This window comes from Aminobacter sp. Piv2-1 (assembly GCF_037625995.1).
In the GTDB taxonomy this organism is placed as follows: domain Bacteria; phylum Pseudomonadota; class Alphaproteobacteria; order Rhizobiales; family Rhizobiaceae; genus Aminobacter.
Genome location: NZ_JARKMU010000002.1, coordinates 85239 through 111697, shown reverse-complemented (window position 1 = coordinate 111697; position 26459 = coordinate 85239). Strand labels below are relative to the sequence as shown.

The 26459-nt window shown below is 67.5% G+C and carries 31 protein-coding genes; 16 read left to right on the top strand and 15 right to left on the bottom strand.

The features are described 5' to 3' along the window. Nucleotides 1-38: 38 nt before the first annotated feature. The 3 genes from AmiPiv_RS04340 to AmiPiv_RS04330 all read left to right on the top strand — a co-directional run bounded on the left by AmiPiv_RS04340 (nt 39) and on the right by AmiPiv_RS04330 (nt 1604). The gene (locus AmiPiv_RS04340) at nt 39-344 is read left to right on the top strand and encodes a hypothetical protein (protein ID WP_340036072.1); all 306 of its coding nucleotides are present in this window, start codon (nt 39-41) and stop codon (nt 342-344) included. Nucleotides 345-509: 165 nt separating this feature from the next. Next, nucleotides 510-848 carry a hypothetical protein gene (locus AmiPiv_RS04335; RefSeq protein WP_340036071.1) on the top strand — a complete coding sequence of 113 codons (339 nt, stop codon included), beginning with the start codon at nt 510-512 and terminating at the stop codon, nt 846-848. A gap of 198 nt (nt 849-1046) precedes the next feature. Further along, nucleotides 1047-1604, top strand: coding sequence for a hypothetical protein (locus AmiPiv_RS04330; protein WP_340036070.1), 558 nt, complete (start codon nt 1047-1049; stop codon nt 1602-1604). An 84-nt stretch (nt 1605-1688) separates the two neighbouring features. Here the strand turns inward: AmiPiv_RS04330 and AmiPiv_RS04325 are convergent, their stop codons facing one another. The 3 genes from AmiPiv_RS04325 to AmiPiv_RS04315 form a co-directional block, all read right to left on the bottom strand. Next, nucleotides 1689-2351 (bottom strand): response regulator transcription factor, encoded by a 663-nt coding sequence (locus tag AmiPiv_RS04325; RefSeq protein ID WP_340036069.1) that lies wholly within the window; start codon nt 2349-2351, stop codon nt 1689-1691. Next, nucleotides 2348-3751, bottom strand: a complete 1404-nt coding sequence (locus AmiPiv_RS04320; RefSeq protein ID WP_340036068.1) for a sensor histidine kinase — start codon at nt 3749-3751, stop codon at nt 2348-2350. Before AmiPiv_RS04320 ends, AmiPiv_RS04325 begins: the two co-directional genes overlap by 4 nt. Before the next feature lie 149 nt (nt 3752-3900). Beyond that, nucleotides 3901-5892, bottom strand: a complete 1992-nt coding sequence (locus AmiPiv_RS04315; RefSeq protein WP_340036067.1) for a PhoX family protein — start codon at nt 5890-5892, stop codon at nt 3901-3903. A 243-nt stretch (nt 5893-6135) separates the two neighbouring features. Here AmiPiv_RS04315 and AmiPiv_RS04310 point away from each other — a divergent pair, with 243 nt between their 5' ends. The 3 genes from AmiPiv_RS04310 to AmiPiv_RS04300 all read left to right on the top strand — a co-directional run bounded on the left by AmiPiv_RS04310 (nt 6136) and on the right by AmiPiv_RS04300 (nt 8971). Then, nucleotides 6136-6834, top strand: coding sequence for a phosphatase PAP2 family protein (locus AmiPiv_RS04310; protein ID WP_340036066.1), 699 nt, complete (start codon nt 6136-6138; stop codon nt 6832-6834). 78 nt (nt 6835-6912) lie between these two features. After that, a complete protein-coding gene (locus AmiPiv_RS04305; protein WP_340036065.1) occupies nt 6913-7158 on the top strand; it encodes a helix-turn-helix domain-containing protein in 246 nt (81 codons plus the stop codon). Between the two features lie 85 nt (nt 7159-7243). Next, entirely contained in the window at nt 7244-8971 is a 1728-nt protein-coding gene (locus AmiPiv_RS04300; protein ID WP_340036064.1) for a SulP family inorganic anion transporter, read from the top strand. Here AmiPiv_RS04300 and AmiPiv_RS04295 read toward each other — a convergent pair. From AmiPiv_RS04295 to AmiPiv_RS04285, 3 genes are read right to left on the bottom strand one after another with little or no spacing between them, the layout of a single operon-like run. Then, nucleotides 8910-9758 carry a YiiX/YebB-like N1pC/P60 family cysteine hydrolase gene (locus AmiPiv_RS04295; RefSeq protein ID WP_340036063.1) on the bottom strand — a complete coding sequence of 283 codons (849 nt, stop codon included), beginning with the start codon at nt 9756-9758 and terminating at the stop codon, nt 8910-8912. The genes AmiPiv_RS04300 and AmiPiv_RS04295 overlap by 62 nt on opposite strands. 47 nt (nt 9759-9805) lie before the next feature. Beyond that, nucleotides 9806-10753 (bottom strand): CHAD domain-containing protein, encoded by a 948-nt coding sequence (locus AmiPiv_RS04290; protein ID WP_340036062.1) that lies wholly within the window; start codon nt 10751-10753, stop codon nt 9806-9808. Further along, nucleotides 10750-11223: a CYTH domain-containing protein gene (locus AmiPiv_RS04285; protein WP_340036061.1), complete on the bottom strand. Its 474-nt coding sequence runs from the start codon at nt 11221-11223 to the stop codon at nt 10750-10752. The genes AmiPiv_RS04290 and AmiPiv_RS04285 overlap by 4 nt, the downstream gene beginning before the upstream one ends. Nucleotides 11224-11300: 77 nt before the next feature. On the opposite strand from AmiPiv_RS04285, the gene AmiPiv_RS04280 reads away from it, so the two are divergent. From AmiPiv_RS04280 to AmiPiv_RS04265, 4 genes are all read left to right on the top strand, one after another. Continuing rightward, on the top strand, nt 11301-11990 hold the full coding sequence (locus AmiPiv_RS04280) for a CerR family C-terminal domain-containing protein (protein WP_340036060.1): 690 nt from the start codon (nt 11301-11303) through the stop codon (nt 11988-11990). Further along, on the top strand, nt 11987-12937 hold the full coding sequence (locus tag AmiPiv_RS04275) for an HlyD family secretion protein (protein WP_340036059.1): 951 nt from the start codon (nt 11987-11989) through the stop codon (nt 12935-12937). Before AmiPiv_RS04280 ends, AmiPiv_RS04275 begins: the two co-directional genes overlap by 4 nt. 103 nt (nt 12938-13040) lie before the next feature. After that, nucleotides 13041-13958 carry an ABC transporter ATP-binding protein gene (locus tag AmiPiv_RS04270; protein WP_340036058.1) on the top strand — a complete coding sequence of 306 codons (918 nt, stop codon included), beginning with the start codon at nt 13041-13043 and terminating at the stop codon, nt 13956-13958. Continuing rightward, nucleotides 13955-15103 (top strand): ABC transporter permease, encoded by a 1149-nt coding sequence (locus AmiPiv_RS04265; RefSeq protein WP_340036057.1) that lies wholly within the window; start codon nt 13955-13957, stop codon nt 15101-15103. The genes AmiPiv_RS04270 and AmiPiv_RS04265 overlap by 4 nt, the downstream gene beginning before the upstream one ends. A 5-nt stretch (nt 15104-15108) precedes the next feature. Here AmiPiv_RS04265 and hemW read toward each other — a convergent pair whose 3' ends face one another. The 4 genes from hemW to rph all read right to left on the bottom strand — a co-directional run bounded on the left by hemW (nt 15109) and on the right by rph (nt 18412). After that, nucleotides 15109-16266, bottom strand: a complete 1158-nt coding sequence (gene hemW, locus AmiPiv_RS04260; protein WP_340036056.1) for a radical SAM family heme chaperone HemW — start codon at nt 16264-16266, stop codon at nt 15109-15111. 179 nt (nt 16267-16445) lie between these two features. Further along, nucleotides 16446-17093, bottom strand: coding sequence for an RdgB/HAM1 family non-canonical purine NTP pyrophosphatase (gene rdgB, locus AmiPiv_RS04255; protein WP_340036055.1), 648 nt, complete (start codon nt 17091-17093; stop codon nt 16446-16448). Beyond that, nucleotides 17093-17503 carry a VOC family protein gene (locus tag AmiPiv_RS04250; RefSeq protein WP_340036054.1) on the bottom strand — a complete coding sequence of 137 codons (411 nt, stop codon included), beginning with the start codon at nt 17501-17503 and terminating at the stop codon, nt 17093-17095. Before AmiPiv_RS04250 ends, rdgB begins: the two co-directional genes overlap by 1 nt. A 192-nt stretch (nt 17504-17695) precedes the next feature. Then, nucleotides 17696-18412, bottom strand: coding sequence for a ribonuclease PH (gene rph, locus AmiPiv_RS04245; RefSeq protein WP_340036053.1), 717 nt, complete (start codon nt 18410-18412; stop codon nt 17696-17698). 145 nt (nt 18413-18557) lie between these two features. Here rph and hrcA point away from each other — a divergent pair, with 145 nt between their 5' ends. Next, nucleotides 18558-19628 (top strand): heat-inducible transcriptional repressor HrcA, encoded by a 1071-nt coding sequence (gene hrcA / locus AmiPiv_RS04240; protein ID WP_340036052.1) that lies wholly within the window; start codon nt 18558-18560, stop codon nt 19626-19628. Between the two features lie 23 nt (nt 19629-19651). Then, nucleotides 19652-19837, top strand: a complete 186-nt coding sequence (locus AmiPiv_RS04235; protein ID WP_340036051.1) for a hypothetical protein — start codon at nt 19652-19654, stop codon at nt 19835-19837. Nucleotides 19838-19908: 71 nt separating this feature from the next. Here the strand turns inward: AmiPiv_RS04235 and AmiPiv_RS04230 are convergent, their stop codons facing one another. Continuing rightward, nucleotides 19909-21165, bottom strand: a complete 1257-nt coding sequence (locus AmiPiv_RS04230; RefSeq protein WP_340036050.1) for an Hsp70 family protein — start codon at nt 21163-21165, stop codon at nt 19909-19911. Nucleotides 21166-21377: 212 nt separating this feature from the next. Here AmiPiv_RS04230 and AmiPiv_RS04225 point away from each other — a divergent pair, with 212 nt between their 5' ends. The 3 genes from AmiPiv_RS04225 (at nt 21378) to AmiPiv_RS04215 (ending at nt 23469) form a co-directional block, all read left to right on the top strand. After that, on the top strand, nt 21378-21995 hold the full coding sequence (locus AmiPiv_RS04225; RefSeq protein WP_340036049.1) for a LysE family translocator: 618 nt from the start codon (nt 21378-21380) through the stop codon (nt 21993-21995). A gap of 154 nt (nt 21996-22149) precedes the next feature. After that, on the top strand, nt 22150-23130 hold the full coding sequence (cysK, locus tag AmiPiv_RS04220; protein WP_340036048.1) for a cysteine synthase A: 981 nt from the start codon (nt 22150-22152) through the stop codon (nt 23128-23130). A 54-nt stretch (nt 23131-23184) separates the two neighbouring features. After that, complete coding sequence (locus tag AmiPiv_RS04215) at nt 23185-23469, top strand: acylphosphatase (RefSeq protein WP_340036047.1); 285 nt, start codon at nt 23185-23187, stop codon at nt 23467-23469. 37 nt (nt 23470-23506) lie between these two features. Here AmiPiv_RS04215 and AmiPiv_RS04210 read toward each other — a convergent pair whose 3' ends face one another. The 4 genes from AmiPiv_RS04210 to AmiPiv_RS04195 form a co-directional block, all read right to left on the bottom strand. Then, nucleotides 23507-23737 (bottom strand): DUF3297 family protein, encoded by a 231-nt coding sequence (locus tag AmiPiv_RS04210; RefSeq protein ID WP_340036046.1) that lies wholly within the window; start codon nt 23735-23737, stop codon nt 23507-23509. A gap of 214 nt (nt 23738-23951) precedes the next feature. Then, nucleotides 23952-24323: a YraN family protein gene (locus tag AmiPiv_RS04205; RefSeq protein WP_340036045.1), complete on the bottom strand. Its 372-nt coding sequence runs from the start codon at nt 24321-24323 to the stop codon at nt 23952-23954. Beyond that, complete coding sequence (gene rsmI / locus AmiPiv_RS04200; protein WP_340036044.1) at nt 24316-25185, bottom strand: 16S rRNA (cytidine(1402)-2'-O)-methyltransferase; 870 nt, start codon at nt 25183-25185, stop codon at nt 24316-24318. The genes AmiPiv_RS04205 and rsmI overlap by 8 nt, the downstream gene beginning before the upstream one ends. A 269-nt stretch (nt 25186-25454) precedes the next feature. Next, the gene (locus AmiPiv_RS04195) at nt 25455-25886 is read right to left on the bottom strand and encodes an EamA family transporter (protein ID WP_340036043.1); all 432 of its coding nucleotides are present in this window, start codon (nt 25884-25886) and stop codon (nt 25455-25457) included. A gap of 93 nt (nt 25887-25979) precedes the next feature. Here AmiPiv_RS04195 and AmiPiv_RS04190 point away from each other — a divergent pair, with 93 nt between their 5' ends. Beyond that, entirely contained in the window at nt 25980-26459 is a 480-nt protein-coding gene (locus AmiPiv_RS04190) for a GNAT family N-acetyltransferase (RefSeq protein WP_340036042.1), read from the top strand.

The window sequence follows — 26459 nt, the reverse complement described above, 5'->3', positions numbered from 1 at the left end:
TCGAGCCGCAAGACCAGAGGTCCCAGAGGAGAACCGCAATGACCATGACCACGACGCTCGTCCGCACGTCGCTGATCGCGACGCTCGCGCTTTCCATGTCGGCCTTCGCCGGTGCCGCTTCCGCCGCCCAGCTCAAGGCGCGGGTGCCGGCGCCGCCGCCGCACCAGCTCGGCCTCGCGGCACCCGGCGGCGGCCAGGCCGAGGGCCATGTCGAGAAGTGCAACAACAAGTCGTCGTGTAACCTGCTCATCGCCTACTGCGTCGGCCATGGCGGCGAGTGGGAGGAGACCGGCACGCCGGGCCCGAACGGCGAACCGCAGAAGGGCAAGTGTACCTACCCCTGATCGCGTCAGGGGCTCCCGAGACTGCAAGCTGCGCGCCCTCCCGTCTCCGGACGGGAGGGTTTTCGCGCACCATGACGCGATAGTGTCGGAGCGTGTCGCCGGCCTGCTTGACGCCCGCGCGGCATTCGGAGCAAATCGCCGGGCATTCGTGGGAGCTTGCCTTACATGTCCGCCATCGGCCTTTCGCTGCTCGGTTTTTCGACCGTTATCTTCCTCGTCGCCGCCATGGTGGCCAAGACCTGGGGGATCGAGCCGACCATCGGCAAGCTGGTGGTGACGCTGCTGCTCTATTCGCTCGGCAACCTGATCATGCTGCGCCTGGTGCGCGACTTCGGCATGTCGGTGTCGTTCAGCCTGTCGGCGGTGATCCAGCTGATCGCCGTCAATCTCGTGGCCATCGTCTATTTCGGCGAGAAGCTGAGCGGCATCCAGGGCATAGGCGTGGGGCTGGCCGTGGTGGCGGTGGCGCTGATCACGCTCGGACCGGCGATCGCCGGCAAATAACCCCCACCGACCTGCCGGAAGATCAGACTAAGGTCCGAATTTGATGCCAGCTTTGGTCCATGACCAAGGCGCAGTGGTCGCAGGACTCTTTCGCGCATTGAATCGGATGCGCAAGTTCGCGTCGATTGGGGGCAGCGGCAGAATCAGCGCGCTGCGACGAGTTTCGGAATGCGTGGGACGTCGCTTCGGCCATTTGCAATGCTTGCGCTGCGCGCCTCTGCTGCGCTGGCGCTGACGCTTGCGCCGTTGCAGCTCGGCTTCGACGGCGTGAGGCTGAGCGCGTCCGTGGCGCTGGCCGGCAAGAAGGACGGCCCGGACTCACGAGGCGGTCGCGATTCGCGCGACGGCGGCCATGAATCTAAAGGCGGAGACGCCGGCAACGAGTCAGGCGCCGGCAGCGAAGCAGGCACGAGCAGCAAGGCCAGTGGCGGAGAGGCCGGTGCCGGCAGCAACGGCGAGGACAAGAGCGATGGCAATCGCCGCGCCGACGATCGGGACGACGGCCCCCGCGGCAAGAGCGACAAGGCCGACAAAGGCAAGAACGGCCGCGGCAACGGCGGCGACAAGAGCACGAATCCTTCGAAAGGCACCCGCGTCGAAATCGACGGGAACAACATCAAGGTCATCTACCCAGACGGAATAAAAGAAGAAATCGACAACGGCATCTACGAGATGAAGGATGCCGCAGGTCGGACAATCATCAAACGCCGCGCCAAGCAGGCCGACATCGACCGATTGAAGGCGATGGCGGGCTGACCCACCCCCACCCCCCCGCAGCGCGGCAAGGAACTCAGGCAACAGGCTGGAAGGGCAACCTTCCAGCCTTTTTATTTGAAGCCGCTACTGGGTCTCGGCCGCGCGGCCCCGCGCGTCGCGCAGCAGCATCGCCGCCTCGGTGCGGTTGCGGACGTTGAGCTTGGCCAGAACCCGCGTCATGTGATGCTTGACCGTCTTTTCCTGCAGCGCCAGGCGGCCAGCGACTTCCTTGTTGCTGAGGCCCGCCGAGACCAGTTCCAGGATGCCTGCCTCGCGATCGGTAAGCTGGCGCAGCGGATCAGCCTTGGGTTCGGCCAGGTGGATCGCCTGAAGGTCGCTGATCAGCCGCGCCGAGACCACGGGCGAGACATAGATCTCGCCGGCGGCGACGCTGTGCAGGATCTCGGCCAGCATCCGGGAGCCGACACCCTTCAGCACATAGCCGCGGACGCCGTGGTTGAGGGCCGTCGTGACGTCGTCGCGCGCCTCGGAGACGGTCAGCATGACGATCTTCTGTCCCGGGCGCCGGACGAGGATTTCCTGCGCGGCGTTCAGCCCTCCTCCCGGCAGGCTGATGTCGAGCAGCAGGATCTCCGGCCCCACCTCGCCGACGATGCGCAGCGCATCCTCCGCGCTGGCGCCCTCGGCGACGATCTCGAAGCCACCGTGCTCGACCAGGCTGCGTGCAACCCCCTCCCTGAACAGCGGATGATCGTCGACGACGGCGAGACGCAGGGGCGTGGTCATGTCTGTTCCTTCTCCCGGACGGCGAGGGTGACGGCGACACGCGTGCCCTCCGGCGACGATGCCAGCGAAAAATCGCCGCCGATGCTCTCCACGCGCTCGCGCAAACCCGCCAGGCCGAGCCTGTCGGCACGAACGTTTTCGACGTCGAAGCCCGTCCCCTCGTCGATCACCTCGACGACAAGGCGACCATCGACGGAGGCGACCTTCACCGCCTGCCCCTGCCCACCAGCATGGCGGAAGGCGTTGTTGAGAGCCTCCTGGACAAAGCGGAAGATGCTGATCTTTTCCGACGAGGCAAGGCCGAGTTCGGGGACCTCGCCCGACATCGCCACGGCCGTCCCGGTGCGCTGCTCGTGGGTGGAGACGGCAAGGCTCAATATTTCCGCCAGGTTCGCAGTTTCGATCTGCGGCAGCACCAGACCGTTGCAGATGTCGCGTATCTCGCGCATCGCCTCGTCGAGACTGGCCTTGATGGCGCCCACTTCCGCCTCGCGTTCGGCCGCCCCTGCCCTGGAACTCGAAATCGCGCGGCTGTCCATGCGCAGCGAAGCGAGAGCCAGGAGTTGGGCCGGCCCGTCGTGCAGGTCGGCGGCGATGCGACGCAGATAGCGTTCGTTGAGGGCGGCTGCACGGCGCGAGGCCCCCTGGACCCGCAGGCGCAGCGCCGAGTTCTGGGCCAGCAGCCTCTGCAGCTCGGCGACGCGTTCCTGGAGCGCCTGACGCTGGTCGTCGATGGTCCTGCTGCCGCGATAGACGATGCCCCACAGCAGGCCGAAGATCGCCAGCGTCGTGCCGGCGACGAAGAGCCAGCTCGACAGGCGCGCGGCCGTCAGCGTCGCCTGGAATTCATAGGCGATCTCGCAAAACTCCGACACCGCCACGACCTGCCCCGACCAGGGTTCGCGCACCGGATTGTAGATTTCCATGAGCGGCATGCCCGCGACTTTTCCCGGGCGTGTGTCGCCTACGTCGGCTTTGTCGAACCGGGCGACGACGCGGCCGCCCCAGGCGGCCTCGAGATCAGGCGTGAGCGGAAGCTTCTTGCCGATCTGCGTGGCGTCCTTGGAGTAGAGGATTGTGCCGTCGCGCGACCAGAGCCGGAACAGGAGGATGCGGTCGCCCAGTCCACCCTGGTCGAGCGTTTCGTCGAGGGCCCGCTTGACGGACTCGCTGAGCGCCCCGCCGCGGCGCATGTCGGGCAGGATCGGGGCAATGACGCTGTCGACATAGAGCGCCGTGGTGGCGGCCGCATTGCTGGTGACGCCGTCCTCGATGCGGGAGGTGACCCAATAGCCGGCAAGGAACATCGCCGCCAGCAGCACGGCGCCGCCGGCGATCAAAAACTGGACGACCAGCGACAGTCCGGTCCACCTCCGGCCAAGTCGTTCGAACGTGCGCACCCTGCCTCCTCGTGACGCGGCATCATAGGGGCACAATGGCGATTCTTGCACCCGTCTTTCGCGCGGCGGCGGCCGGGGTATGCGCTGTTCACAAAAAATGCCGGCGGGGGCGACCCCGCCGGCAACTCTTTGTCCGCAACTATCGCGGATCAGACGCCGATCTTGCCGCCGCCCTGGCGGGTAATGGCGACGACTGCCGGACGCACCGGCATGTCGGGCTTGAAGTCGGGCCAACGGGTCGACAGGTCCTCGTAATAGGACGGACGGCCGAAGCTTTCCCAGTCCTCGCCGCCGTCGCCCGGATGCTGGACCGCGACGAAGGCGGTCTGGTCATCCGGTGCGAACAGCGGACCGCACATCTCGGCGCCCACCGGCACGCGGAAGAACAGCTTGGAGGTGGCGCGTGCCTCGCCCTCGGTGTCCACGGCCCACAGGCCGTCGGTGCGGCCGGTGGCCTTGGGCGAGTTGCCGTCGGTCGCGACCCAGAGACGGCCGGCGGAATCGACGGCGCAGTTGTCGGGCATGCCGAACCAGCCGTTCTGGGTGGTCGAGGTCGAGAAGGAAGCGCCGACCTCGGCGATCGACGGATCGCCACACTTGAGCAGCACTTCCCACTTGCCTTTGGTGGCGGTGAAATCGCCACCGTCCTCGACCAGCTCGATGATGTGGCCGAAGGCGTTCTCGGCGCGCGGATTGGCGGCATCGACCTGGTCGGCCTTGCGCTTCGAGTTGTTGGTCAGCATGACATAGACCTTGCCGTTGACTGCATTGGGCTGGATGTCTTCCGGCCGGTCCATCTTGGTGGCGCCGAGCAGGTCGGCGGCGCGGCGCGTCTCGATGACCACATCGGCCTGGCTGACGAAACCGTTGTCGGCAGTGAGCGGGCCCTCGCCCTGGACCAGCGGCAGCCACTCGAACGAGCCGTCCTCCGCGAATTTGGCGACATAGAGCGTGCCCTCGTCGAGCAGGTCGAGGTTGGCGGAGCGATCGTTCGGGTTGAACTTGCCCTTGGTCACGAACTTGTAGACGTAGTCGAAGCGCTCGTCGTCGCCGAGGTAGAAGACGACGCGCCCGTCGGGGGCGACGATGGATTCGGCGCCCTCGTGCTTGAAGCGGCCGAGCGCGGTGCGCTTCTTCGGCAGCGAGTTCGGGTCCTGGACGTCGACCTCGACGATCCAGCCGAAGCGGTTGGGCTCGTTCGGCTCCTTGGCGACGTCGAAGCGGTCGTAGAACTTGAGCCACTCATAGGTGCCTTCCGGCACGCCGAGGCGCTTGTAGTTGGCAGCCTCCGGATGGTCGGCCGGCAGCTCACCGCCGAAGTAGCCGTGGAAGTTCTCCTCGGCCATGATGTAGGTGCCCCAGGGCGTGACGCCGCCGGCGCAGTTGTTGACGGTGCCGAACACCTTGGTGCCGGTGGCGTCGGCATTGGTCTTGAGGCGGTCGTGGCCGGCCGCCGGACCGGTGAGCTGCATCTCGGTGGTGGAGGTGATGCGACGGTTGAGCTTGCCGTCGCGCACGACCTGCCACTTGCCGCCTTCCTTGCGGATCTCGACGATGGAGCCGCCGTGAGCTGCCATCTCGATGTCGACGCGCTTCTGGTCGGCGGGCGCGACCTCGATCTTGCCTTCGACGATCTTGACGATGCCGGGGAACATCAGGTGTTCGTTGGTGTATTCGTGGTTGACGACAAGCAGGCCGTGCTCGGCCGAGCCATCGAGCGGCACGTAGCCGACATAGTCGTTGTTGTAGCCGAACTGCCTGGCCTGCGCCTCGGCCGACTGGCTGAGCGGGTCGAATTCGGGCGCGTCGGCGAAGATCGGGTCGCCCCAGCGCAGCAGGACGTCGGCATCGTAGCCGGCGGCGACGTGGTGCTTGTCGTCGATGCCGGCCTCGACCTCGTCGAAATTGAAGGCCGAGGCGGCTGCGGCGCGGGCGTCGTCGGCGAGGATGATGGCGATGGGGCTGACGGTGGCGGCAATCGCCGAGACGGCGAGCGAGCCCTTGAGGAATCCACGGCGCGAGAAGCGCGTGGCGATGATGTCGCCCATAGTGCGGTTGTCGGTCGGGTTGTGGCCGGGACCGTCATTCTCCTCAAGCAGGCTGGTGCGGAATTTCTGATCGTTGGGAGCGTGCTGGTTCATGTTTTCGACCTCTGGCTGATGCTTCGCTTGGGGTTCGCCGAGACCGCTAATCGGACGACATAACAGTAGCATGACAGTTTCGCCGAAAGTCGGGCGCCGCTATACAGCGTCGAGGATCGGCGCCTGCCGACGAAGACGCTGCGACCTTTTGCTTGCGCGCCTTTTCTTTGGGAAACCTCTCCCCACTTGTTGCGCACGGGCCCGGAAGCGGCCATCCCGAAGCTGGAACGGAACGGCAGGACGATGCATCAGAAACTGTGGAACAAGGTCCAATTGTCGCTGCTGGCGGCGGGCGTCGTCATCGCCGGCGGGCTGTGGGCCTTCGTCGAACTGGCGGAGGTCGCGCGTGACGCGGCACCGCGCTCCTTCGACACCGACATCCTGCTCGCCTTCCGCGTGGCCGGCGAACCCAACAACCCGATCGGGCCGGGCTGGTTCGAGGAGGCGATGCGCGACATCACCGCGCTCGGAAGTGCTGCGGTGCTGATCTACATCACTGTGATCGCCATCATCTATCTGTGCCTGATCCGGCGCTGGGGACCGGCGCTGTTCGTGTTCGCCTCGGTGGCTGGCGCACAGGTGCTGTCGAGCCTGCTCAAGCTCGGCATCGACCGGCCGCGACCGGACCTGGTCTCGCACCTGGCGCAGGTGCAGACCATGAGCTTCCCCAGCGGGCACGCCATGCTCGCGGCGGTGACCTACCTGACGCTGGGCGTGGTGCTGGCCCGCGTGGTGCCCGGCCGCGCCACCACCGTCTTCGTCTTCTTCGTCGCGATCCTGACCGCGCTGCTGGTCGGCATCAGCCGCATCTATCTCGGCGTGCACTGGCCCTCGGACGTGCTGGCCGGATGGAGCGCCGGCTTCGCCTGGGCGACGCTGTGCTGGGTGGTCAGCCGCTACCTGCTGCGGCCCGGCCAAGGAACCGAAGACGACATGCGCTGAACATCGATATTAATGCTTGAAACATCAGCATGAATGTATGATACATTCATATTGCGGACAAAGACGGGAACGCCGACATTGATCACCGCCGCACAGATGCGCGCCGCCCGGGCGCTGGCAGGCATCGACCAGAAGACGCTCGCCGAAAAGGCCGGGGTTTCGGTTCCGACGATCCAGCGCATGGAAGCGAGCGAGGGCGTGGTGCGCGGCGTGGTCGACACGCTGACCAAGGTCATCGAAGCGCTCGACGCCGCCGGTGTGGAACTCATCGGCGAGAACGAGGCCGGCGGCCGTGGCGTGCGCCTGAAGAAGAAGGCCGGCTGAGCCCGTCAACCGTCCGCAGAGAGTCGCGACGGCGACCGCCGACAGACATGCCGACGATCCCGCCGCATTGCAGGACGATGCAGGCATGGACGCAGCAGGCAACAGACACGCCCGACCGACATTCGCCGAACTGTTCACGCCCAAGCTGGTGACGGTTTTGCGCGAAGGCTATGGCGCGGCGCAGCTCAAGGCCGACGCCATCGCCGGACTGACGGTGGCGATCGTGGCGCTGCCGCTTTCAATGGCAATTGCGATCGCTTCGGGCGTGTCGCCCGACAGGGGCCTGTTCACAGCGATCGTCGGCGGCTTCATCATCTCGGCGCTGGGCGGCAGCCGCTTCCAGATCGGCGGGCCGGCGGGCGCGTTCATCGTGCTGGTGGCGGCGACGGTGGCGCGCGAGGGCGTCGAGGGGCTGATCCTGGCGACGATGATGGCGGGCATCATGCTGGTCGCCATCGGCTATCTCCGGCTCGGCACCTACATCAAGTTCATCCCCTATCCGGTGACGGTGGGCTTCACCGCGGGCATCGCGGTCATCATCTTCGCCAGCCAGCTGAGCGAGATGTTCGGCCTGACGCTCGCCGGCAAGGAGCCCGGACCGCTGGTGCCGAAGCTGATGGCGCTGGCGGACGCCGCCGGCACGGCCAACCCGGCGGCGATCGCGGTGGCCGTGCTGACGATCGGCACGATCCTGGTGCTCAAGCGGCTGAGGCCTGGCTGGCCGGGCATGCTGATCGCGGTCGGCGTCGCCTCGCTCGCCGCGGTCCTGCTTGGGCTGCCGGTCGAGACCATCGGCACGCGCTTCGGCGGCATCCCGCGCAGCCTGCCCTGGCCGGCGCTGCCCGGCTTCAGCATCGACAAGGCCCTGGCGGTGCTGCCGGACGCAGTGTCGTTCGCGCTGCTCGGCGCCATCGAGTCGCTGCTTTCAGCCGTCGTCGCCGACGGCATGACCGGGCGGCGGCACCGCTCCAACTGCGAGCTGGTGGCGCAGGGCTTCGCCAATATCGGTGCCGCGCTGTTTGGCGGCATCTGCGCCACCGGCACCATCGCGCGCACCGCGACCAATGTCAGGGCCGGCGCGCACGGGCCGGTCTCGGGCATGCTGCATTCGGCCTTCCTGCTCGGCTTCATGCTGGTGGCCGCACCGCTCGCCTCCTACATCCCGCTGTCGGCGCTGGCCGGCATCCTCGCGGTGGTGGCCTGGAACATGGTCGAGAAGCAGGCCTTCGCGACGCTGATCCGCAGCTCGCGCGGCGACGCGCTGGTGCTGCTGGTGACCTTCGCGCTCGTCGTCTTCCGCGACCTCACCGAAGGCATCGTGGTCGGCTTTGCCTTGGGTTCGGTGCTGTTCATCGACCGGATGGCCAAGAGCATCGCCGTCGAGACCGACCAGCCGCTGGTGCAGGAGGACGTGGCGGACGCCACCAACGGCAGCCGCCATGCCTATGAGGCGAGCGATGCCGGCGACGCCGACACGGTGATCTACCGCATCTCCGGCGCCTTCTTCTTCGGCGCGGCCTCGACGGTGGGCGCCGTGCTCGACCGCATCGCCGACCAACGCAAGAACTTCATCCTCGACTGCTCGCAGGTGCCCTTCCTCGATTCGACCGCGGCCAACGTGCTGGAGGGGGCGGCGCGCAAGGCGAGGAAGGCCGGCGTGCGCTTCTTCATCGCCGGAGCCTCGCCGCAGACGCGGCGCATGCTGATCAACCACGGGGTCAAGCGGCCCTATGTCAGCTATGCGGCAACCGTCAGGGACGCGCGCGACCTGCTTGCGGCGGAACGGGCAGCGTCGACTTCGGCAGCTCAGTGAGATCGATCTCGCGCTGCTCGCCCCAGGTGATCTGCCGGTAGTCGAAGCCGTATTCCAGCGTCGGCTTGACGATGCGGAAATAGGGCGACAGGTCGAAGTCGCGCGGCGTGTAGAGCGAATGGTGGCGGATCTGCATGATCTCGCGCCGCATGTAGTTGGACTGCGCCGAGGCGCGGCCGGGGGCACGGGTGATTTCCGGCAGGATGGGGTAGCGGATCCGGCCATAAGCCTCGGCGATCATGGTGGAGCAGATGGCGCGCGTCGGGTCGCCCGAGCCGAAGGCGATCATGCGCCGGCGCCAGCGCACCGGCACCGGCGGCGTCGGGAAGAAATAGCGCAGCATGTCGACGATGTTCTTGAGGTCGTACCTCAGGCCGAGCCGCTCGACCATGAACTTGACCACCTGCTCGCGGTCCTCCGGGGTGAGCCCGTTGGCGCGGCAGATGCGGGTGTTGTAGGTGCGGTACTTGGACAGAGGCACGGCAACGCAGCCCTCGCCCAGGTTGACCTCGATCAGGCGCGGCCGCTCGGAACCGTCGGCGGGCTCGGGAAGCGCGTCGCCGACATAGAGCGCCGAATGCGACCAGGTCGACTGGGTGAGATACTTGATCACCGCCGAGATGCGCTGGTTGCCCTCGACGAGCAGGACATCGCCCGGCTCCAGCGTGCGGCGCAACGTTTCGGGATCGGAGGGCGTATAGGGCTCGTAACCGGAGGATTCCGCCTGCAGTCGTGAGGCCAGCCAGCGGCCGGTGCGGTCGAGCAAGGTATCTGTCGTCTGCGTCATGACCCAAGGGAAGTAACATGACGCGGGCGACGCGCGCCAGCCCGACGCTACTCGCCAGGCGTGCCCTCGGGTTCCGGCATCGCAACGGCCTCGCCGAGGTCGGTCCGGCATTTCTTGGCAAGCCGGCGCACTGTGCGCCTGGGCTTGTCCTCGAACAGCTCCTCGGCGGCGGCGAGGCAAAGTTTGCGCAGCGCCTTTTCCGAACGCTTGAGCAGCTTGACCAGGAGCTTGGGCTCGGGGCCGTCGAAGGGCGCCTCGCGCGCATCGATGAGGGCGCGCATGATGAAGACGTCGTGCAACTCGCCGAGGCTCTCGCCGAGCAGGTCGGCCTGCTCGCGGCGCGGCTTGACCGGCGACGGCCAGAGCCTGCGCAGCAGCGAAAGATGCGCCGCATGCGTCTTCACCGCCTTGCGCAGTTCGTGGAAATCCTCGGCCTGACCGCTCTCGCTGGACTGCTTCAACGCCTTGCGCGCCCGCCGCAAGGTGGCAAGCGCCCCCTCGGCCAGCACGTCGGCCGCATCCTCGGGGTGGTCGGGCAGATGCAGCGCCTCGAAGGCGGCGGCACCGGCACGGCACTCGGCGACGGCCGCGTCGAGCGTCGCTGCGAGCCCGATCGCGCCATAGACGACGGATGCGCGATAGCGGACCAGCATGGCGCGTATCCCCGCCAGGCCGGCGGAATCCGCATGGTCGGGGTAATCCGCAATCAGGCGGTCGACGGTCTCGATCAGGGCTGTCGCCTGGCGCGGGCCGGCGATCGACCTCGCCACATCGCGGAAACGGTCGTTCTCGGCCCGGCAGAAGGCTTCGTCGCCCGGCCGGACGAGACACAGCAGCGCCCGCAGCGCCTTGATGCGGCGGCGGGCGGCATGGAGCGCCTTTTCCGGATTGTCGCGCGCGGCATCGAGATATGCCACGGCCCTGTCGATCTCCTCGCGCGCGATGCGGCGAACCTCCCCGGTCAGGGGCGCGCGCGGATCGATGCGAAAGCTCATGCAACCGCCTCCGGGGCGTCGCCAAGAGCAAGCGACGCGTTGTAGTAGCGCGGGTCGCCGGTCACCTCCCGGCCGAGCCAGGACGGCAGATCGGCGGCCGGCACGTCGTCGGGCGTTTCCAGTTCGGCGATGACAAGCCCGCTCAGGTCGCCTCCGAAAACGTCCACCTCATACAGATACCCGCGATGGCTAACATGATGACGTGTCTTCTCGATGACACGTCCGACGGCCTGGTCCTGCATCTCCCTGGCGTCGTCGAGCGGCACTTCGTATTCGAACTCGTCGCGCTCGCGTCCCCTGGAGCCGAACTTGAGCGTCAGCTTCGCCACCCTGTCGTCCGAAATACGCAGCCGGATCGAGCGGCCGGGCGACGAGGCGAGGTAGAACTGCCGGATGCGGATCCTGTCCTCGACAAGGCTCCGCCACTCCTGTCCGCGCACCAGGAACTTGCGTTCGATTTCCTTGGCCATGGCGGCAGTAAAGCGTGGCCGGCTGGCGCTTGCAACAGTGACTTGACTTTAATCAATCGATTGATTAAATTATTGGCATGAGCAAGACGCAAAGCAACATCCCGCAGCCGGCTTCGGCGGCCGAGGCAACCCGCACGTCGCTGGTGCTGGCGGCGCTGAGGCTGTTCGGCCGCCAGGGGTTCGCGGGCACCTCGACGCGCGAGATCGCGGCGGCCGCCAATGCCAACATCGGCTCCATCGCCTATCATTTCGGCGGCAAGGAAGGATTGCGGCTGGCCGCGGCGGACTACATCGTCGACACCATCCAGGGCGTCGCCATGCAGGCCTTCGGCAGCAGCACGCTGTCGCAGCCGGCGCTCGCGACCGCCGCCGAGGCGACGGCGCAGATCGAGGCGGCCATCGAGCGCATGGTCGGCTTCATGGTCGCCCGCCCCGAGGCCGGCGAGATCGTGCAGTTCATGCTGCGCGAACTGTCGACGCCGACGGACGCGCTGGACCGCATCTATGCCGGCGTGTTCGAGCCGCTGCACCGGCGCCTCTGCCAGCTGTGGGCCACGGCCACCGGCGAGGAGGCGGAGAGCGAGCGCACCCGCATCACGGTGTTCATGATGATCGGCCAGGTCGTCTATTTCCGCATCGCCCGCCCCGCCGTCGTGCGGCGGATGGGCTGGACGGACATCGGCGCGGCCGAGGCCGCCAAGGTCGTCGCCATTGCCAAGGAAAACGTCGCGGCCATCATCGCCGCGCGAAAGGCAGGAAAGCCATGAGCATCCTCTGTTCGATACCCTTCGCGGCGTCGCTGTTCTCGGCCTGCGCCGGCCCCGCGCCGCTCGCCGTCGGCTATGTCGAGGGCGACTACGTGCTGCTCGCCCCAATCGAGGTGGCGCAGGTGGAAAGCATCGCGGTGCGCCGCGGCGACCGGGTGGAAGCCGGCAAGCCGATCGTCACGCTGGAGAGCGGCGACGCCAAGATCGCCGTGACCCAGGCGGAAGCGGCGCTCGCCCAGGCGGAGGCGGAACTGGCCGACCTCAAAGTGGGCAAGCGGCCGGAGGAGATCGCCGCGCTCGAAGCCGGCGTCCGTTCGGCCAAGGCGCAGGCCGAGGAGGCGGGCCGCGTGCTGGTGCGCACCGAGGACCTGTTCAAGCGCGGCATCGCCACCCAGGCGCAGCTGGACGAAGCCAGGACCCAGGTCGCGGTGGCGGATGCGGCAATCGGGCTTGCGCGGGCCAATCTCGAAGTGGCCGGCCTGCCGGCCCGCATCGAGGCGATCAAGGCGGCGGAGAAAAAGGGGGAGCAGGCGCGCGCGGAGCTCGATCAGGCCCGCTGGCGCCTGTCGAAGCGAGTGCTGGCGGCCCCGACGGCGGGCCGCGTCAGCGACGTGATCCGCAATGCCGGCGACACGGCGAGCCCGTCGGCCCCGGTCGTCTCGGTGCTGCCCGACGGGGCGGCGAAGCTGACCCTGTTCATCCCGGAGAGCGCGTTCTCTGCGGTCGAGATCGGCACCCGGCTTTCGGTGCGCTGCGACGGCTGCCCCGATGGGCTCAAGGCCAAGGTGAGCTACGTCTCGCCCGATCCCGAATTCACCCCGCCGGTGATCTACTCGCTCGAGAACCGGCAGAAGCTGGTTTACCTCGTGGAGGCCCGGCCGGAGGCAGGCGCTGCAGGGTTGCAGCCGGGGCAGATCGTGGATGTGGCGGTGGATAAGAGCGAATAGCGAGTAGTGAGTAGCGAATAGGGGTTCAGGTCATGACAGGCGCAATCGGCACTCTTTCCTACTCGCTATTCCCTATTCGCCTTGCTGCCGGAGGCAGCGCCCAATGAACGCCATCGACGTCAGGAACCTGGTCAAGCGCTTCGGCGACAAGACCGTCGTCGACCACGTGACGATGCAGGTCGCCGAGGGCGAGATCGTCGGCTTCCTCGGCCCCAACGGCTCGGGCAAAACCACGACCATCCGCATCATGTGCGGGCTGCTCACCCCCGACGAGGGCCAGGGCCAGGTGCTCGGCTACGACCTGCGCCGCGAGGGGCTGAAGATCAAGAGCGAGGTCGGCTACATGACGCAGAGGTTCTCGTTCTACGAGGACCTGACGATCGGCGAGAACCTCGAATTCGTCGCCCGGCTCTACAAGCTCCGGCCGGTCGAGGACTATGTCGCCAACACGCTCGAGGACCTCGGCCTGACGAGCCGCCGCAACCAGCTGGCGGGCACGCTGTCGGGCGGCTGGAAGCAGCGGCTGGCGCTCGCCGCCTGCATCATGCACAAGCCGAAGCTGCTGTTGCTCGACGAGCCGACCGCCGGCGTCGACCCCAAGGCGCGGCGCGAGTTCTGGGACGAGATCCACAGGCTGGCGCATGACGGGCTGACGGTGCTGGTGTCGACCCACTACATGGACGAGGCCGAGCGCTGCCACCGCATCAGCTACATCTCCTACGGCAAGCTTCTGGCCACCGGCACGGTGGACGAGGTGGTGCGCAACGCAGGGCTCACGACCTTCATCGTGTCGGGGCCGCGGCTCGACCAGGTGGCGGCGGCACTCGAAGGCCGCCCGGGCGTCGACCAGGTGGCGCCGTTCGGCACGACGCTGCATGTGGTGGGCTCCGACCGCGCGCGTCTGGAGGCTGCACTCGCCGACATCGGCCAGCGCAAGGGCGTGACGGTCGAGCCGGGCGAAACCAGCCTCGAGGACGTGTTCATCCAGTTCATGGCCGGCTCCAGGGACAACATGTCATGAAGTCGATCGCCAACGGGCTGTTCTCCTTCGCGAGGCTGGGGGCGCTGCTGATGAAGGAGTTCATCCAGATGCGGCGCGACCGCATCACCTTCGCCATGATGCTGGGCGTGCCGCTGATGCAGCTCGTGCTGTTCGGCTTCGCCATCAACAGCGACCCGAAAAGCCTGCCGGCGGCGCTGGTGGCGACCAGCAACGACCCCTATACGCGCGCCATAGTGGCGGCACTCCAGAACACCAACTACTACCGCTTCGACCATGTCGCCGCGACGGCCGCCGAGGCCGAGGAGCTGATGGCGAGCGGCGCGGTGGCCTTCGTCGTCACCATCCCGGCCGACTTCGGCCGCCGCGTGGCCGGCGGCAACGCCCCGCAGATCCTGATCGAGGCCGACGCCACCGATCCCTCGGCGTCCAGCGGCGCGGTGTCGACGCTCGGCACGGTCGCCAACCAGGCGCTGCTCAGGGCCCAGGGCATGGAGGCGGCGGCCGCCGAGAACGCCAAGGGCCAGCTCCAGGTGGTCGTCCACAGGCGCTACAATCCCGAGGGCATCTCGCAGTACAACATCGTGCCCGGGCTGCTCGGCGTCATCCTGCAGATGACGATGGTGATGATGACATCGATGGCGCTGACCCGCGAGACCGAGCGCGGCACGATGGAGAACCTGCTGGCGATGCCGGCGAGCCCGGCCGAGATCATGCTCGGCAAGGTGCTGCCCTATCTGGTGGTCGGCGCGGTGCAGGTGACGGTGGTGCTGGTGGCGTCGAAGCTCCTGTTCGCCATCCCGTTCATCGGCTCGCTGCCGCTGCTTTTGTCGGCGATCCTGGTGTTCGTGATGGCGCTGGTGCTGCTCGGCTACACGATCTCGACCATGGCGCGCACGCAGATGCAGGCGATGCAGCTGACCTTCTTCTTCTTCCTGCCGTCGATCCTGCTTTCGGGCTTCATGTTTCCCTATCGCGGCATGCCCGGCTGGGCCCAGGCGCTGGGCGAGATCCTGCCGCTGACGCATTTCCTGCGCATCATCCGGGCGGTGATGCTGAAGGGCGCCGAATTCCCGGCGATCGCCCAGGAGGTGGGCATACTCGGCGTGTTCGTGGTGGTGTTCGCGGGGCTGGCGCTGCTCAGGTTCAGGCGGACGCTGGACTGACGACGTCAGCGCGCGAGGTCGGCCACCACGGCGTCGAGCACGATCATGCCCTCGGGCGTGGCGCGCAGGCGCGAATTGCCGATCGGCGCCACCAGCCCCTCGCCCTGCAGGATCGACAGCCGCGCCGAGGACAACGACTTGCCGGAAAGCTGCTCGTAGCGGGCAAGGTCGATGCCCTCGACGAGCCTGAGGCCCATCAGCAAAAACTCGTCGGCCTCCTCGGAGCGGGTCAGCGTCTCGCCGCCGACGATGCCGTGGCCCCTCTCCTCGACCAGCTCGGCCCAGCGCTCGGGCAGCTTCTCGGCGATGGTGACGATGCGGCGGCCGTCCTCGACGAAGCGGCCATGCGCGCCGGGGCCGACGCCGACATATTCGCCGTAGCGCCAGTAGGTCAGGTTGTGCCGGCTCTCGGCGCCGGGCCTGGCGTGGTTGGAGATCTCGTAGGCCGGCAGGCCATGCGCCGCCGTCACGTCTTGCGTGATGGCGTAGAGTTCGGCGGCGTGCTCGCCATCGGGGATCTCGAACTTGCCGGCCTTGTGGAGCTGGAAGAAGCGCGTGCCTTCCTCGATGGTCAGCTGGTAGAGCGACAGGTGGTCGACGGCATAGCCGATCGCCTGGGTGAGTTCCGCCGCCCAGGCGTCGGGCCTCTGGCCCGGCCTTGCATAGATCAGGTCGAATGACAGGCGCGGGAAGATCTCGCGCGCCAGGCCGATGGCGTGCAGCGCCTCCTCGACATTGTGCAGCCGGCCGAGGAAACGCAGGTCCTGATCGTTCAGCGCCTGCACGCCCAGCGACACGCGGTTGACGCCGGCCGCGCGGTAGCCGCGGAAGCGCTCGGCCTCGACCGACGAGGGGTTGGCTTCGAGGGTGATCTCGGCGTTGGCCGACACCGTCCAGTTGGCGGCGATCGCGTCGAGCACGGCGCCCACAGTCTCGGGCTGCATCAGCGACGGCGTGCCGCCGCCGAGGAAGATGCTGGTCACCTCGCGCGGCCCGGTGCGGGCGCGCATGGCGGTAAGCTCGGTGGCGAAGGCGCGGGCAAAGCGCTCCTGGTCCACGGGCTGGTGGCGGACATGGCTGTTGAAGTCGCAATAGGGGCACTTGGCCGCGCAGAACGGCCAATGCACGTAGACGCCGAAGCCGGGCGAGCGATCGAAGATCATCGGATGGTCCTCGAAGGCTGGCGCTGCCCCTCATCCGGCTGCCGCCACCTTCTCCCCGCGGGCGGGGAGAAGGACGAAGCGGCAACGTCGCGGCAAGCCCCCTTCTCCCCGTTCACGGGGAGAAGGTCCCGGCAGGGGGATGAGGGGCGGCGCTGGCGTTCCAAAGGCAATAACATCGCTCAGGCCGAACCGAGCTTGGCGCGGGCGAATTTCTGGAAGGCGCGGGCGCGGTGCGACAGGGCGTCCTCCTGGCCCGGCTTCCAGCCGTGCTTTTCCTCGGCGCTCATCTCGCCGAAGGTCTTGTCGAAGCCCTCGGGCAGGAACACCGGGTCGTAGCCAAAACCCATTTCGCCGCGCGGCGGCCAGACCAGCGTACCCTCGGCCTCGCCGCGGAAATATTCGGCGTGGCCGTCGGGCCAGGCGAGGCAGATGACGGCGACGAAGCGACCGCTGCGCTGGTCCGGTGCGGTGGCGCCGCGCTCCTGCATGGCATCCTCGGTGCGCCGCATGGCCATGCCGAAGTCGCGGCTGCCGTCTTCCTTCTCGGCCCAGTTGGCGGTGTAGACGCCGGGCGCGCCGTCGAGCGCGTCGACCACCAGGCCGGAATCGTCGGACAGCGCCGGCAGGCCGGTCTTCTCGGCCGCGGCATGCGCCTTGATGTAGGCGTTCTGCTCGAAGGTCGTGCCGGTCTCGTCGGGCTCGGGCAGGCCGTACTCCCTGGCCGACTTGGCCTCGAAGCCGAACGGCGCCATCAGGTCGGCGAACTCGCGCAGCTTGCCGGCGTTGTGGCTGGCGATGACGATCTTCCTGTCGGCGAGTTCACGCATCAAAGTCCCCAGATTCTCGGTTCGGCGATCTCCAGCGAATTGCCGTCGGGATCGCGGAAATAGATGGAGCGGCCGCCGTTCGGCCACTCGAAATCGGCTTCGATGGCGATGCCTGCGCCTTCGAGCCGCTGCTTCCAGTCTTCGATCTCTTCAGCCGTGCCGGCAAAGCACAGATGCCCGTGACCGGTCGTGCCGTGCGGCGGCACCGGCAGCCTGGCGTCCGGCCTGGGCGGCTGGCGGGTGGCATCGGCGTTGAACAGCAGCAGCACGCCCTGGCCGCAGCGGAAGAACACGTGCCGGCCTTCCACCCTGGCGATCCGCTCGAGCCCCATCACCTCGCCGTAGAATTTCTCCGCGGCGTCGAGGTCGGCGACGTAGAGGGCGGATTCGAGGATGGCGGAGGGTTGCACCTAGACACCCCCCTCTGGCCTGCCGGCCATCTCCCCCGCAAGGGGGGAGATTGGCTGTGGCAGCCGCACCGCCTCAACGTCGAAATCGCAAGAGGATCGCCCGCAGTCGAGCTGCCGATCTCCCCCCTTGCGGGGGAGATGGCCGGCAGGCCAGAGGGGGGTGTCCACGTGCGACGTCATCGCCTTCGTTGCTTACGCCACCGCCATCTGCTGCAGGCTGACCAGCCGCGAGATGCCCTTGCGGGCGAGGCCCATCAGTTGCAGGAATTCTTCTTCCGAGAACGGCACGCCCTCGGCGGTGCCCTGGATCTCGACGATGCCGCCCTTGCCGGTCATGACGAAGTTGGCGTCGGTGCCGGCTGCGGAATCCTCGGGATAGTCGAGGTCGATCACCGCCTGGCCGTCATGGATGCCGCAGGAAATCGCCGCGACATGGTCCTTCAGCACCTTGTCGACGCTGACCATCTGGCGCGCTTCCATCCAGCGCAGGCAATCGTGAAGGGCAATCCAGGCGCCGGTGATCGACGCCGTGCGGGTGCCGCCATCGGCCTGGATCACGTCGCAGTCGACGGTGATCTGGCGCTCGCCCAGGGCCTGCATGTCGACCACGGCGCGCAAGGAGCGACCGATCAGCCGCTGGATCTCCAGCGTGCGGCCGCCCTGCTTGCCGGCCGATGCCTCGCGGCGCATGCGCTCGCCGGTCGAACGCGGCAGCATGCCGTATTCGGCCGTCACCCAGCCCTTGCCGGAATTGCGCATCCAGCCGGGCACCTTTTCCTCGAGGCTCGCCGTGCACAGCACATGCGTGTCGCCGAACTTGACCAGGCACGAGCCTTCGGCGTGCTTGGACACGTTGCGCTCGAAGGAGATGGCGCGCATTTCGTCGAACTGGCGTTTGGAGGGGCGCATGCGGGTTCTTTCTCAGGAATTTGGCAGATGTCGCCGGCTTGTAGCCCCATGCCCACAGGAGCGCAAAGGAAAACAGGCAAGCCGGGCAACGGTTGTGTTCGGGCCGGCGCTGTCTATATCATTCGAGGCGGAGACCAAGAAGAAGATGACCAAAGCGGTTACCGACCCCAGCCTGCAGTCCCTCGACATGCGCTCGCGCGACATCTTCCGGCGCATCGTCGAATCCTACCTGCGCGACGGCGAGCCGATGGGCTCTCGCAACCTGTCGCGCATGCTGCCCTCGTCGCTGTCGCCGGCCACCGTGCGCAACGTCATGAGCGACCTCGAACATCTCGGCCTCGTCTATGCGCCGCACATCTCCGCCGGCCGCCTGCCGACGCAGAAGGGCCTCAGGTTCTTCGTCGACGCCTTCATGGAACTGGGCGACCTCTCCGACGAGGAACGCCGCACCATCGACGCCCAGGTCAAGGCCTCGGGCGACGGCGCCTCGCTCGAGCACATGCTGACCGAGGCGAGCCAGATGCTGTCGGGCCTGTCGCGCGGCGCGGGCCTCGTGCTCGCCACCAAGAACGAGGTGCCGCTCAAGCACATCGAGTTCATCCAGCTGGAGCCGTCGCGGGCGCTCGTGGTGCTGGTGTCGCAGAACGGCGACGTCGAGAACCGTGTCGTCGAGCTGCCGCTGGGCGTCACGCTGTCCCAGCTCCAGGAGGCCACCAACTTCCTCAATGCCCATATCCGCGGCCGCACGCTGGCCGAGGCGCGCACCGAGATCGCCCGCCTCAAGGACGAGACCAAGGCGGCGCTCGACACGCTGTCGCAGCAGCTGGTCGAGAAGGGCCTCGCCGTCTGGGCCGGGGCCGACAGCGGCCTGCCGGCCCGCCTCATCGTGCGCGGCCGCGCCAACCTGCTCGAAAACGTCACCGCCCAGGCCGACATCGAGCTGCTCAAGCACCTGTTCGAGGACATGGAGACCCAGGACGGGCTGATCCAGCTGCTCGACCTCGCCGAGGAAGGTTCGGGCGTGCGCATCTTCATCGGCTCCGAGAACCGGCTGTTCTCGCTTTCGGGCTCGTCGCTGGTGGTGGCGCCCTACCGCGACAAGGACGCCCGCGTCGTCGGCGCGCTCGGCGTCATCGGCCCGACCCGGCTCAACTATGCGCGAATCGTGCCGATGGTGGACTATACGGCGCAGCTTATTTCGCGCATGCTGAGATAGCCGCACAGCCAGGGGAGACCCAGATGGCGCTCGAACAGATCAAGGCCCAGATCGCGGTCCTGTTTCAGGAGATGGTCAACCAGCCCGAGGACGCCCACGAACTGCAGGAGCAGATCCGCGAGAAGCTCGCCGAGCTGCGCGCGCAAGGCCTGCCGCTGCCGCAGGACCTGGTGGAACTCGAACGGCGTCTCGACGCCGACCTTTCATAGCGGCCCAAGCTTCACTTCACGAAGCGCCGGACCACAACCCGGCGCAAGATCAAGCTTCTACGCGAGCCCAGTCAGCCGAACTTGCGCTGGGCATCGAGCGCGAGCCCCATCCCGACGGAGCCGAAGGCATCACCCTGGACGACCTTGGCGCCGGGGACCAACTCGAGGATGCTCTGGCGCGCCAGCGGGATGGCGGTCGAGCCGCCGGTGAGGAAGACGGCGGTGATGTCCTCGGCGCGCACGCCAGCCTCGGCCAGCGTGTCGGCGACGGTGGCGGTGACGCGGCCGACCTCGGCGCGGATGGTGTCCTCCAGCTGCCCGCGGGTGAAGGAAGCGGAGAAGTGAGCACCCGGCAGATCGACCCCGACGGTGGCGCGGTCGGCGTCGGTGAGTTCGATCTTGGCCTTTTCGACCCGGGTGGCGAGCGCGTGGCCGAAACGCTGCTCGACCACCTCGATCATGCGGTCGACGAGGTCGGGCCTGGCCGCCTCGAAGCGGATCTGGCGCAGGTCGAGCTTGGCCTTGGGCGTGTAGAGCAGGTTGATGCGCTGCCACGTTGCCAGGTCGATGAAGTAGCCGGCCGGCAGGTTGCGCTTGCCGTCCTTGGTCGGCGACAGGTAGCCGAGCTCGGGCATGACATGGGCGATCGAGAGCAGGCGGTCGAAATCGGTACCGCCGATGTGGACGCCGCGGTTGGCGAGGATGTCGGCCTTGCGGTCAGGGGCGGCCGCGCGCTCGGGCGAGACGCGGACGATGGAGAAGTCGGAGGTGCCGCCGCCCATGTCGACGATCAGCGCCAGTTCCTCGCCGGTGACGGTGCGCTCGTAGTCGAGGGCGGCCGCGATCGGCTCGAACTGGAAGTCGATGTGCTTGAAGCCCTGCTTGCGGGCGGCCTTTTCGAGCTCGCCCTGGGCCGCGGCGTCGGCCTCGGCATCCTCGTCGACGAACTGGACGGGGCGGCCGAGCACGACGTTCTCGACCGCTTCGCCGACATGGCCTTCGAGCTTGTCCTTGAGGTGGCCGACGAACATGCCGATGATGTCGGTGAAGGCGATCTGGCGCGCCTTGATGCGGGTCTTCTCGTGCACCAGGGACGAGCCGAGCACGCTCTTCAGTGCGCGCATCAGGCGGCCCTCGGCGCCGTCGGTGTACTCGCCGATGGCCCGGCGGCCCATGGCGGTGTTGTCGTCCTCGAAATTGAAGAAGATGGCCGACGGCAGGGTGACGCTCTCGCCCTCGAGCGCGACGAGGCGCGGCCGACCGTTCTCGATGACGCCGACGGTGGAATTGGAAGTGCCGAAGTCTATGCCGCCGTAAGCCGGTCGCATCTGAATATCCTGAATTTTGCTGCGTATGGTCGGCGGCGCTCGAAAGGTCGGGCCGCGGCGGGACCGTGCGCGTACACGAGCAAGCGTGACATGTCGATGACCGAAACGGCGATTCCTGCAAAATGTGATCGCTGGCCCAAGCGACGCGACATTTCCTGGAAACGGCATTTGTGTCATTGAGCCGGCGATCAACCGACAACCAGGCTGCTCCGATGACGCTTGCAGGATTTCTCGCCTATAGCGGCGCGCTCGCCATTGCCGCGGCCATTCCCGGCCCCGGCGTGACCGCACTCGTGGCACGGGCGCTCGGCTCGGGCTTCCGCTCGTCGCTCGCCATGTCGCTCGGGCTGGTGCTGGGCGACCTGACCTATCTCACCGCCGTGGTGCTGGGGCTCGCCATGGTGGCGCAGACCTTCGGCATGGTATTCCTGGCGATCAAGTGGCTCGGCGTCGCCTATCTCGCCTGGCTCGCCTGGAGCTTCTGGAACAGCGGCATCACGCCCGAGACGATCGAGGCGAAGAAGGGCAAGGACGGTTTCCTCCCCAGCCTGCTGGCCGGGCTGACGCTGACGCTCGGCAACCCCAAGACGATGATCTTCTACCTGGCGATCACGCCGACGGTGATCGACCTGAGATCGGTGACGCTGGCCGACTACGGCGTCCTCGTGGCGATCACCGTCGCGGTGCTGCTGCTGGTGCTGGTGCCCTATCTGGCACTGGCCTCGCAGGCGCGCTGGTTCCTGAAGACGCCCAGGGCGCTGAAGGCGCTCAACCGCACCGCGGCCGCCTTCATGGTGGGTGCGGCGGCAGCGATCGCCGCCCGCCAGTAAGGCTGTTCCGAGAATCTCATTCCAATGCCGGCGCATTGGCGGAAACGCATTTCCGTGCGATGCCGCTAATCAGGATGCGACCCACTCGGAATCTGCCCGGCGACACCCTATCTTCGTCGCCGGCAATGCGTCATCCAGGCAGGGAGCGAACCGTATGAACAAGCCCGTCACCCCCACGCGCGTACCCGGCCGCGGGCGCATCTACGGTTCGATCACCGAGACGATCGGCGACACGCCGCTGGTCAGGCTCGACAAGTTCGCCAAGGAACGGGGCGTGGCGGCGAACCTGCTTGCCAAGCTCGAGTTCTTCAACCCGATCGCCAGCGTCAAGGACCGCATCGGCGTGGCGATGGTCGAGGCGCTGGAAGCATCGGGCCGGATCACGCCCGGCAAGAGCACGCTGATCGAGCCGACCTCGGGCAATACCGGCATCGCGCTCGCCTTCGCCGCGGCCGCCAAGGGCTACAAGCTGATCCTGACCATGCCGGAGACCATGTCGATCGAGCGCCGCAAGATGCTGGCGCTGCTCGGCGCCGAACTGGTGCTGACCGAAGGCGCCAAGGGCATGAAGGGCGCCATAGCCAAGGCGGAGGAGCTGGTGCAGACCATCCCCAACGCCGTCATCCCGCAGCAGTTCGAGAACCCGGCCAACCCGGAGATCCACCGCCAGACCACGGCCGAGGAGATCTGGAACGACACCCAGGGCGAGATCGACATCCTCGTCGCAGGCATCGGCACCGGCGGCACCATCACCGGCGTCGGCCAGGTGATCAAGGGCCGCAAGCCGTCGCTGCGTGTGGTGGCGGTGGAGCCGGAGGGCTCGCCGGTGCTTTCGGGCGGCCAGCCGGGCCCGCACAAGATCCAGGGCATCGGCGCGGGCTTCGCGCCCAAGGTGCTGGACACCACCATCTACGACGAGATCGTCAAGGTCTCGAACGAGGAGGCCGTGGCAAACGCCCGGCTGGTGGCGCGGTTGGAAGGCGTGCCGGTCGGCATCTCCTCGGGTGCGGCGCTGCAGGCGGCGGTGGTCGTCGGCTCGCGGCCGGAGAATGCCGGCAAGAACATCGTGGTGGTGATCCCCTCCTTCGCCGAGCGCTATCTGTCGACGGTGCTGTTCGAGGGGCTCGGCGGGTAGGCCAACGCCGCAACCTGCCGCTACCCCGATGTCATAGCCTGGCAGGAGGCAGCGATGAACGACACCTACCGCACCCTGCTGGTGAGCGTCACCGGGCGCGTCCAGGGCGTCAGCTTCAGGGTCTGGACGCTGCGGGAAGCGCAGCGGCTCGGCCTGCGCGGCTGGGTGCGCAACGAGCGCGACGGCTCGGTGCGGGCGCTGATCTGCGGTCCGAACAAGGCGGTCGAGGCGATGCTGAAGGCGCTCTGGGACGGGCCGCGCGGCGCGGCGGTGACGAATGTCGTGGCCGAAGCGGCCGAGCAGCGGGACGTGCCGCCGGGCTTCGACATTATCGGCTGACGGCCGGCCGCATGGTGAGGCGCGCCGGTCCGCTACCTCACGGCTTCGGGAAAGGCTCGACGGTGCCCTTGAGCTTGATGGTGATCGGCTGGCCGAAGCGGTCCTTGGACTTGCCGGCCGGCACGCGGATCCAGCCCTCGCTGACGCAATATTCGCTGACATCCTCGCGCTCACGTCCGTTGAACAGGATGCCGACGCCGCGTTCCAGCGCCTCACCGTCGAAGAAGGGGCTGCGCGGGTCGATGCTCAGCCGGTCGGGAAGGGTCATTGCTCTCTCCAGGAATTCAGACGTCCCTGCGGGACGCGAAACGCGATTGCCCGCGCCGCGGGCGTTGCGAGGCCTGTTAAGGGCATTGGCGTCCAGCGTAAAGACCCTGCCGCATCGGCCCGAAAATCGGGATCGATTTTCGGAAAGCACGAAGCGCAGGTTCAAGGCGTTGGAGCGGCTTTGCGCGTCCAATCAGACGCGCGGCGCGCCATGCTCAGTTGCGCCCCTGGAATGCGTTCTCGACATGCACCGGCCAGCGCCGGGGCAGCACCGCCACCATGTCGAAGCGCACCGAGAGCTTGCCATAGTCGGGCTGGCGCGCCAGCCAGAGATCGGCCGCCGCCTCGATGCGCCGCTCGGAGCCGTAGGCCAGCGCATCCATGGCCTCGAGCAGCGTTTTCCGCGACTTGACCTCGACGATCAGCACCAGGTTGCCGCGCCTGGCGATCAGGTCGATCTCGCCGAGCTTCGTCTTGTAGCGCCGGGCGACGATCCGAAAACCCTTGAGCATCAGGGCAAGGGCGGCGAGCCATTCGCCGCGGTGGCCGCGGCTGTGCGCCTTCTGCCGGGCGAGCCGGTCAGTCACCCGCCCCTTCCTTGAGTTCGAGCAGGCGGCGGTAGAGCACAGGCTTCTGCCGGCCGGTCATGCGCGCGGCTTCCGCCGCGGCCTTCGATGCCGGCATCTCCCTGGCCAGCGACACCAGCAGCTTGTCGATGTCCTCGACCGTTTCGGTGCGCGCCGCGGGCGGGGCGACGCAGATGACGACCTCGCCCTTCGGCGTGTCGGCTGCGGCATAGTGCGCGGCCAGTTCGGCAAGCGTGCCGGTGCGGATCTCCTCGAAGGCCTTGGTGAGCTCGCGGCCGATCGCCGCCCCCCGGTCGCCCAGGACGTCGGCCATGGCGGCGAGCGTGTCGGCGAGCCGACGCGGCGATTCGAACAGGATCAGCGTGCCGGGCACGGCCTTGAGCTCTTCGAGCCGCGACCGCTTCTGCCCGTCCTTGACCGGCGGGAAGCCGGCGAAGAAGAACGCGTCCGACGGCAGGCCCGAAGCGGTCAGCGCGGCGAGCACGGCGGACGCGCCGGGGATGGGGACGACGCGGATGCCGTGCGCCTGCGCCTGCTCGACCAGCCGGAAGCCGGGGTCGGAGACCAGCGGCGTGCCGGCGTCCGACACCAGCGCCACGCTGCGGCCGCTCTCCAGCGCCTCGATCAGCCGCGGCCCGGCCTCGGCCGCATTGTGCTCGTGATAGGCGGTCGGCCGCTGGCGGATGCCGTAGCGGTCGAGCAGCACGCGGGTGACGCGCGTGTCCTCGCAGGCGACGTGATCGGCGCCGGCGAGCGTCTCCAGGGCGCGCAGCGTGATGTCGCCGAGATTGCCGATCGGGGTGGCGACCAGATAGAGCGCCGGATCGAGCGGCCGCGCCGCGATCTCGGTCTGGCCGACCACATAAACCCGCCTGTTTTCGCCTGTCTGCACCGAGCCCCGCTTGCCGTCCGATTCAGGGTGACGGCCCTTGGGTCCTGTTTGGCACGGCGAGCGCCGGCTTGCAAAAGGTTGTGATCGGTTCCGCCATGGCTTTGCCACAGTGCGGGACGGTAATCGCGACCGCGGATCGGCATAGCGATTCGCTAACAAAGGCAAAAGCACCAGCCATGCCCCATCGCTTCGACGCCTTCATCTCCCGCATCGACGCCGCCACCAAGGCGGTTCCCCCCTCAGGCCTTGTAGGCGACCAGCACCGCTCCCGCCGCGATCAGCGCGACGCCGAGCCAGTTCGCCGGGCCAAGACGCTCGCCCAGAAAGACGGCGCCAAACACCGCGACAAGAACGACGCTTAGCTTGTCGATCGGCGCCACCTGCGCGGCGTTGCCCAGCTTCAGGGCGCGGAAATAGCATAGCCACGAAGCCCCCGTGGCGAGACCCGAGAGAGCCAGGAAGGCATAGGTCTTCCCCGAAATCGCGCCCAGCGCCTGCGCCTGCCCGGTCGCGGTCACGATCCCCGCCAGGACCAGAAGGATGACCACGGTCCTGATCAGCGTGGCGAAATCGGAATTGACGTTCTCGACGCCGACCTTGGCGAAGATCGCTGTCAGGGCCGCGAAGACGGCGGACAGCACCGCCCAGAACTGCCAGGATTCGAGGGTCATGTCTGGCTCCGTGGAATGGTCTAGCTGGCCATTGGATTGCTGCCCGGTCATCCCTATTCCACCAGCCGAAAGACCAGCCGGACGAAAACAAGCATGACGGATCGCCGCAGCCAGAATTATTCCATATCCGATCTTCGCGACAGGCCGGAATTTGCTTCCACGGTGGCCGAGCGTGTCTGGAACGCCTGGTGGCGCGACCAGGGGGTCGGGCTCGATTACCTGCAAGGGCTGGTCGACGAGAGCTTGGCGCCCACCGGCCGCCCGATGGCGCTCGTCGCCCATCATGGCGACACTTTCCTCGGCACCGCGCATTTGATCGACGACGACCTCGAGGCCCGCCCGCAATACGCGCCCTGGGTGGCGGCCGTCTGGGTCGACGAGGCGGCGCGCAAGGCCGGCATCGGTTCGGCCCTGGTCCGGGCCGCAGCCGAAGCCGCCTTCGGGCAAGGCTTCGAGACAGTCTATCTCTGCGCCGAGCCGACCAAGGCCAGCTTCTATGAAGGGCTCGGCTGGCGGCGCATCGAGAGGGATGTCGACGGCCTCGACGTCTTTTCGCTGTCGAAGCCGTCGTGA

Excerpts from the sequence above, each read along its gene's own strand:
- AmiPiv_RS04340 (WP_340036072.1), top strand. The coding sequence starts at position 39 with ATGACCATGACCACGACGCTCGTCCGCACGTCGCTGATCGCGACGCTC.
- AmiPiv_RS04335 (WP_340036071.1), top strand. The coding sequence starts at position 510 with ATGTCCGCCATCGGCCTTTCGCTGCTCGGTTTTTCGACCGTTATCTTC.
- AmiPiv_RS04330 (WP_340036070.1), top strand. The coding sequence starts at position 1,047 with ATGCTTGCGCTGCGCGCCTCTGCTGCGCTGGCGCTGACGCTTGCGCCG.
- AmiPiv_RS04325 (WP_340036069.1), bottom strand. The coding sequence starts at position 2,351 with ATGACCACGCCCCTGCGTCTCGCCGTCGTCGACGATCATCCGCTGTTC.
- AmiPiv_RS04315 (WP_340036067.1), bottom strand. The coding sequence starts at position 5,892 with ATGAACCAGCACGCTCCCAACGATCAGAAATTCCGCACCAGCCTGCTT.
- AmiPiv_RS04310 (WP_340036066.1), top strand. The coding sequence starts at position 6,136 with ATGCATCAGAAACTGTGGAACAAGGTCCAATTGTCGCTGCTGGCGGCG.
- AmiPiv_RS04300 (WP_340036064.1), top strand. The coding sequence starts at position 7,244 with ATGGACGCAGCAGGCAACAGACACGCCCGACCGACATTCGCCGAACTG.
- AmiPiv_RS04295 (WP_340036063.1), bottom strand. The coding sequence starts at position 9,758 with ATGACGCAGACGACAGATACCTTGCTCGACCGCACCGGCCGCTGGCTG.
- AmiPiv_RS04290 (WP_340036062.1), bottom strand. The coding sequence starts at position 10,753 with ATGAGCTTTCGCATCGATCCGCGCGCGCCCCTGACCGGGGAGGTTCGC.
- AmiPiv_RS04285 (WP_340036061.1), bottom strand. The coding sequence starts at position 11,223 with ATGGCCAAGGAAATCGAACGCAAGTTCCTGGTGCGCGGACAGGAGTGG.
- AmiPiv_RS04280 (WP_340036060.1), top strand. The coding sequence starts at position 11,301 with ATGAGCAAGACGCAAAGCAACATCCCGCAGCCGGCTTCGGCGGCCGAG.
- AmiPiv_RS04275 (WP_340036059.1), top strand. The coding sequence starts at position 11,987 with ATGAGCATCCTCTGTTCGATACCCTTCGCGGCGTCGCTGTTCTCGGCC.
- AmiPiv_RS04270 (WP_340036058.1), top strand. The coding sequence starts at position 13,041 with ATGAACGCCATCGACGTCAGGAACCTGGTCAAGCGCTTCGGCGACAAG.
- AmiPiv_RS04265 (WP_340036057.1), top strand. The coding sequence starts at position 13,955 with ATGAAGTCGATCGCCAACGGGCTGTTCTCCTTCGCGAGGCTGGGGGCG.
- hemW (WP_340036056.1), bottom strand. The coding sequence starts at position 16,266 with ATGATCTTCGATCGCTCGCCCGGCTTCGGCGTCTACGTGCATTGGCCG.
- rdgB (WP_340036055.1), bottom strand. The coding sequence starts at position 17,093 with ATGCGTGAACTCGCCGACAGGAAGATCGTCATCGCCAGCCACAACGCC.
- rph (WP_340036053.1), bottom strand. The coding sequence starts at position 18,412 with ATGCGCCCCTCCAAACGCCAGTTCGACGAAATGCGCGCCATCTCCTTC.
- hrcA (WP_340036052.1), top strand. The coding sequence starts at position 18,558 with ATGACCAAAGCGGTTACCGACCCCAGCCTGCAGTCCCTCGACATGCGC.
- AmiPiv_RS04235 (WP_340036051.1), top strand. The coding sequence starts at position 19,652 with ATGGCGCTCGAACAGATCAAGGCCCAGATCGCGGTCCTGTTTCAGGAG.
- AmiPiv_RS04230 (WP_340036050.1), bottom strand. The coding sequence starts at position 21,165 with ATGCGACCGGCTTACGGCGGCATAGACTTCGGCACTTCCAATTCCACC.
- AmiPiv_RS04225 (WP_340036049.1), top strand. The coding sequence starts at position 21,378 with ATGACGCTTGCAGGATTTCTCGCCTATAGCGGCGCGCTCGCCATTGCC.
- cysK (WP_340036048.1), top strand. The coding sequence starts at position 22,150 with ATGAACAAGCCCGTCACCCCCACGCGCGTACCCGGCCGCGGGCGCATC.
- AmiPiv_RS04215 (WP_340036047.1), top strand. The coding sequence starts at position 23,185 with ATGAACGACACCTACCGCACCCTGCTGGTGAGCGTCACCGGGCGCGTC.
- AmiPiv_RS04210 (WP_340036046.1), bottom strand. The coding sequence starts at position 23,737 with ATGACCCTTCCCGACCGGCTGAGCATCGACCCGCGCAGCCCCTTCTTC.
- AmiPiv_RS04195 (WP_340036043.1), bottom strand. The coding sequence starts at position 25,886 with ATGACCCTCGAATCCTGGCAGTTCTGGGCGGTGCTGTCCGCCGTCTTC.
- AmiPiv_RS04190 (WP_340036042.1), top strand. The coding sequence starts at position 25,980 with ATGACGGATCGCCGCAGCCAGAATTATTCCATATCCGATCTTCGCGAC.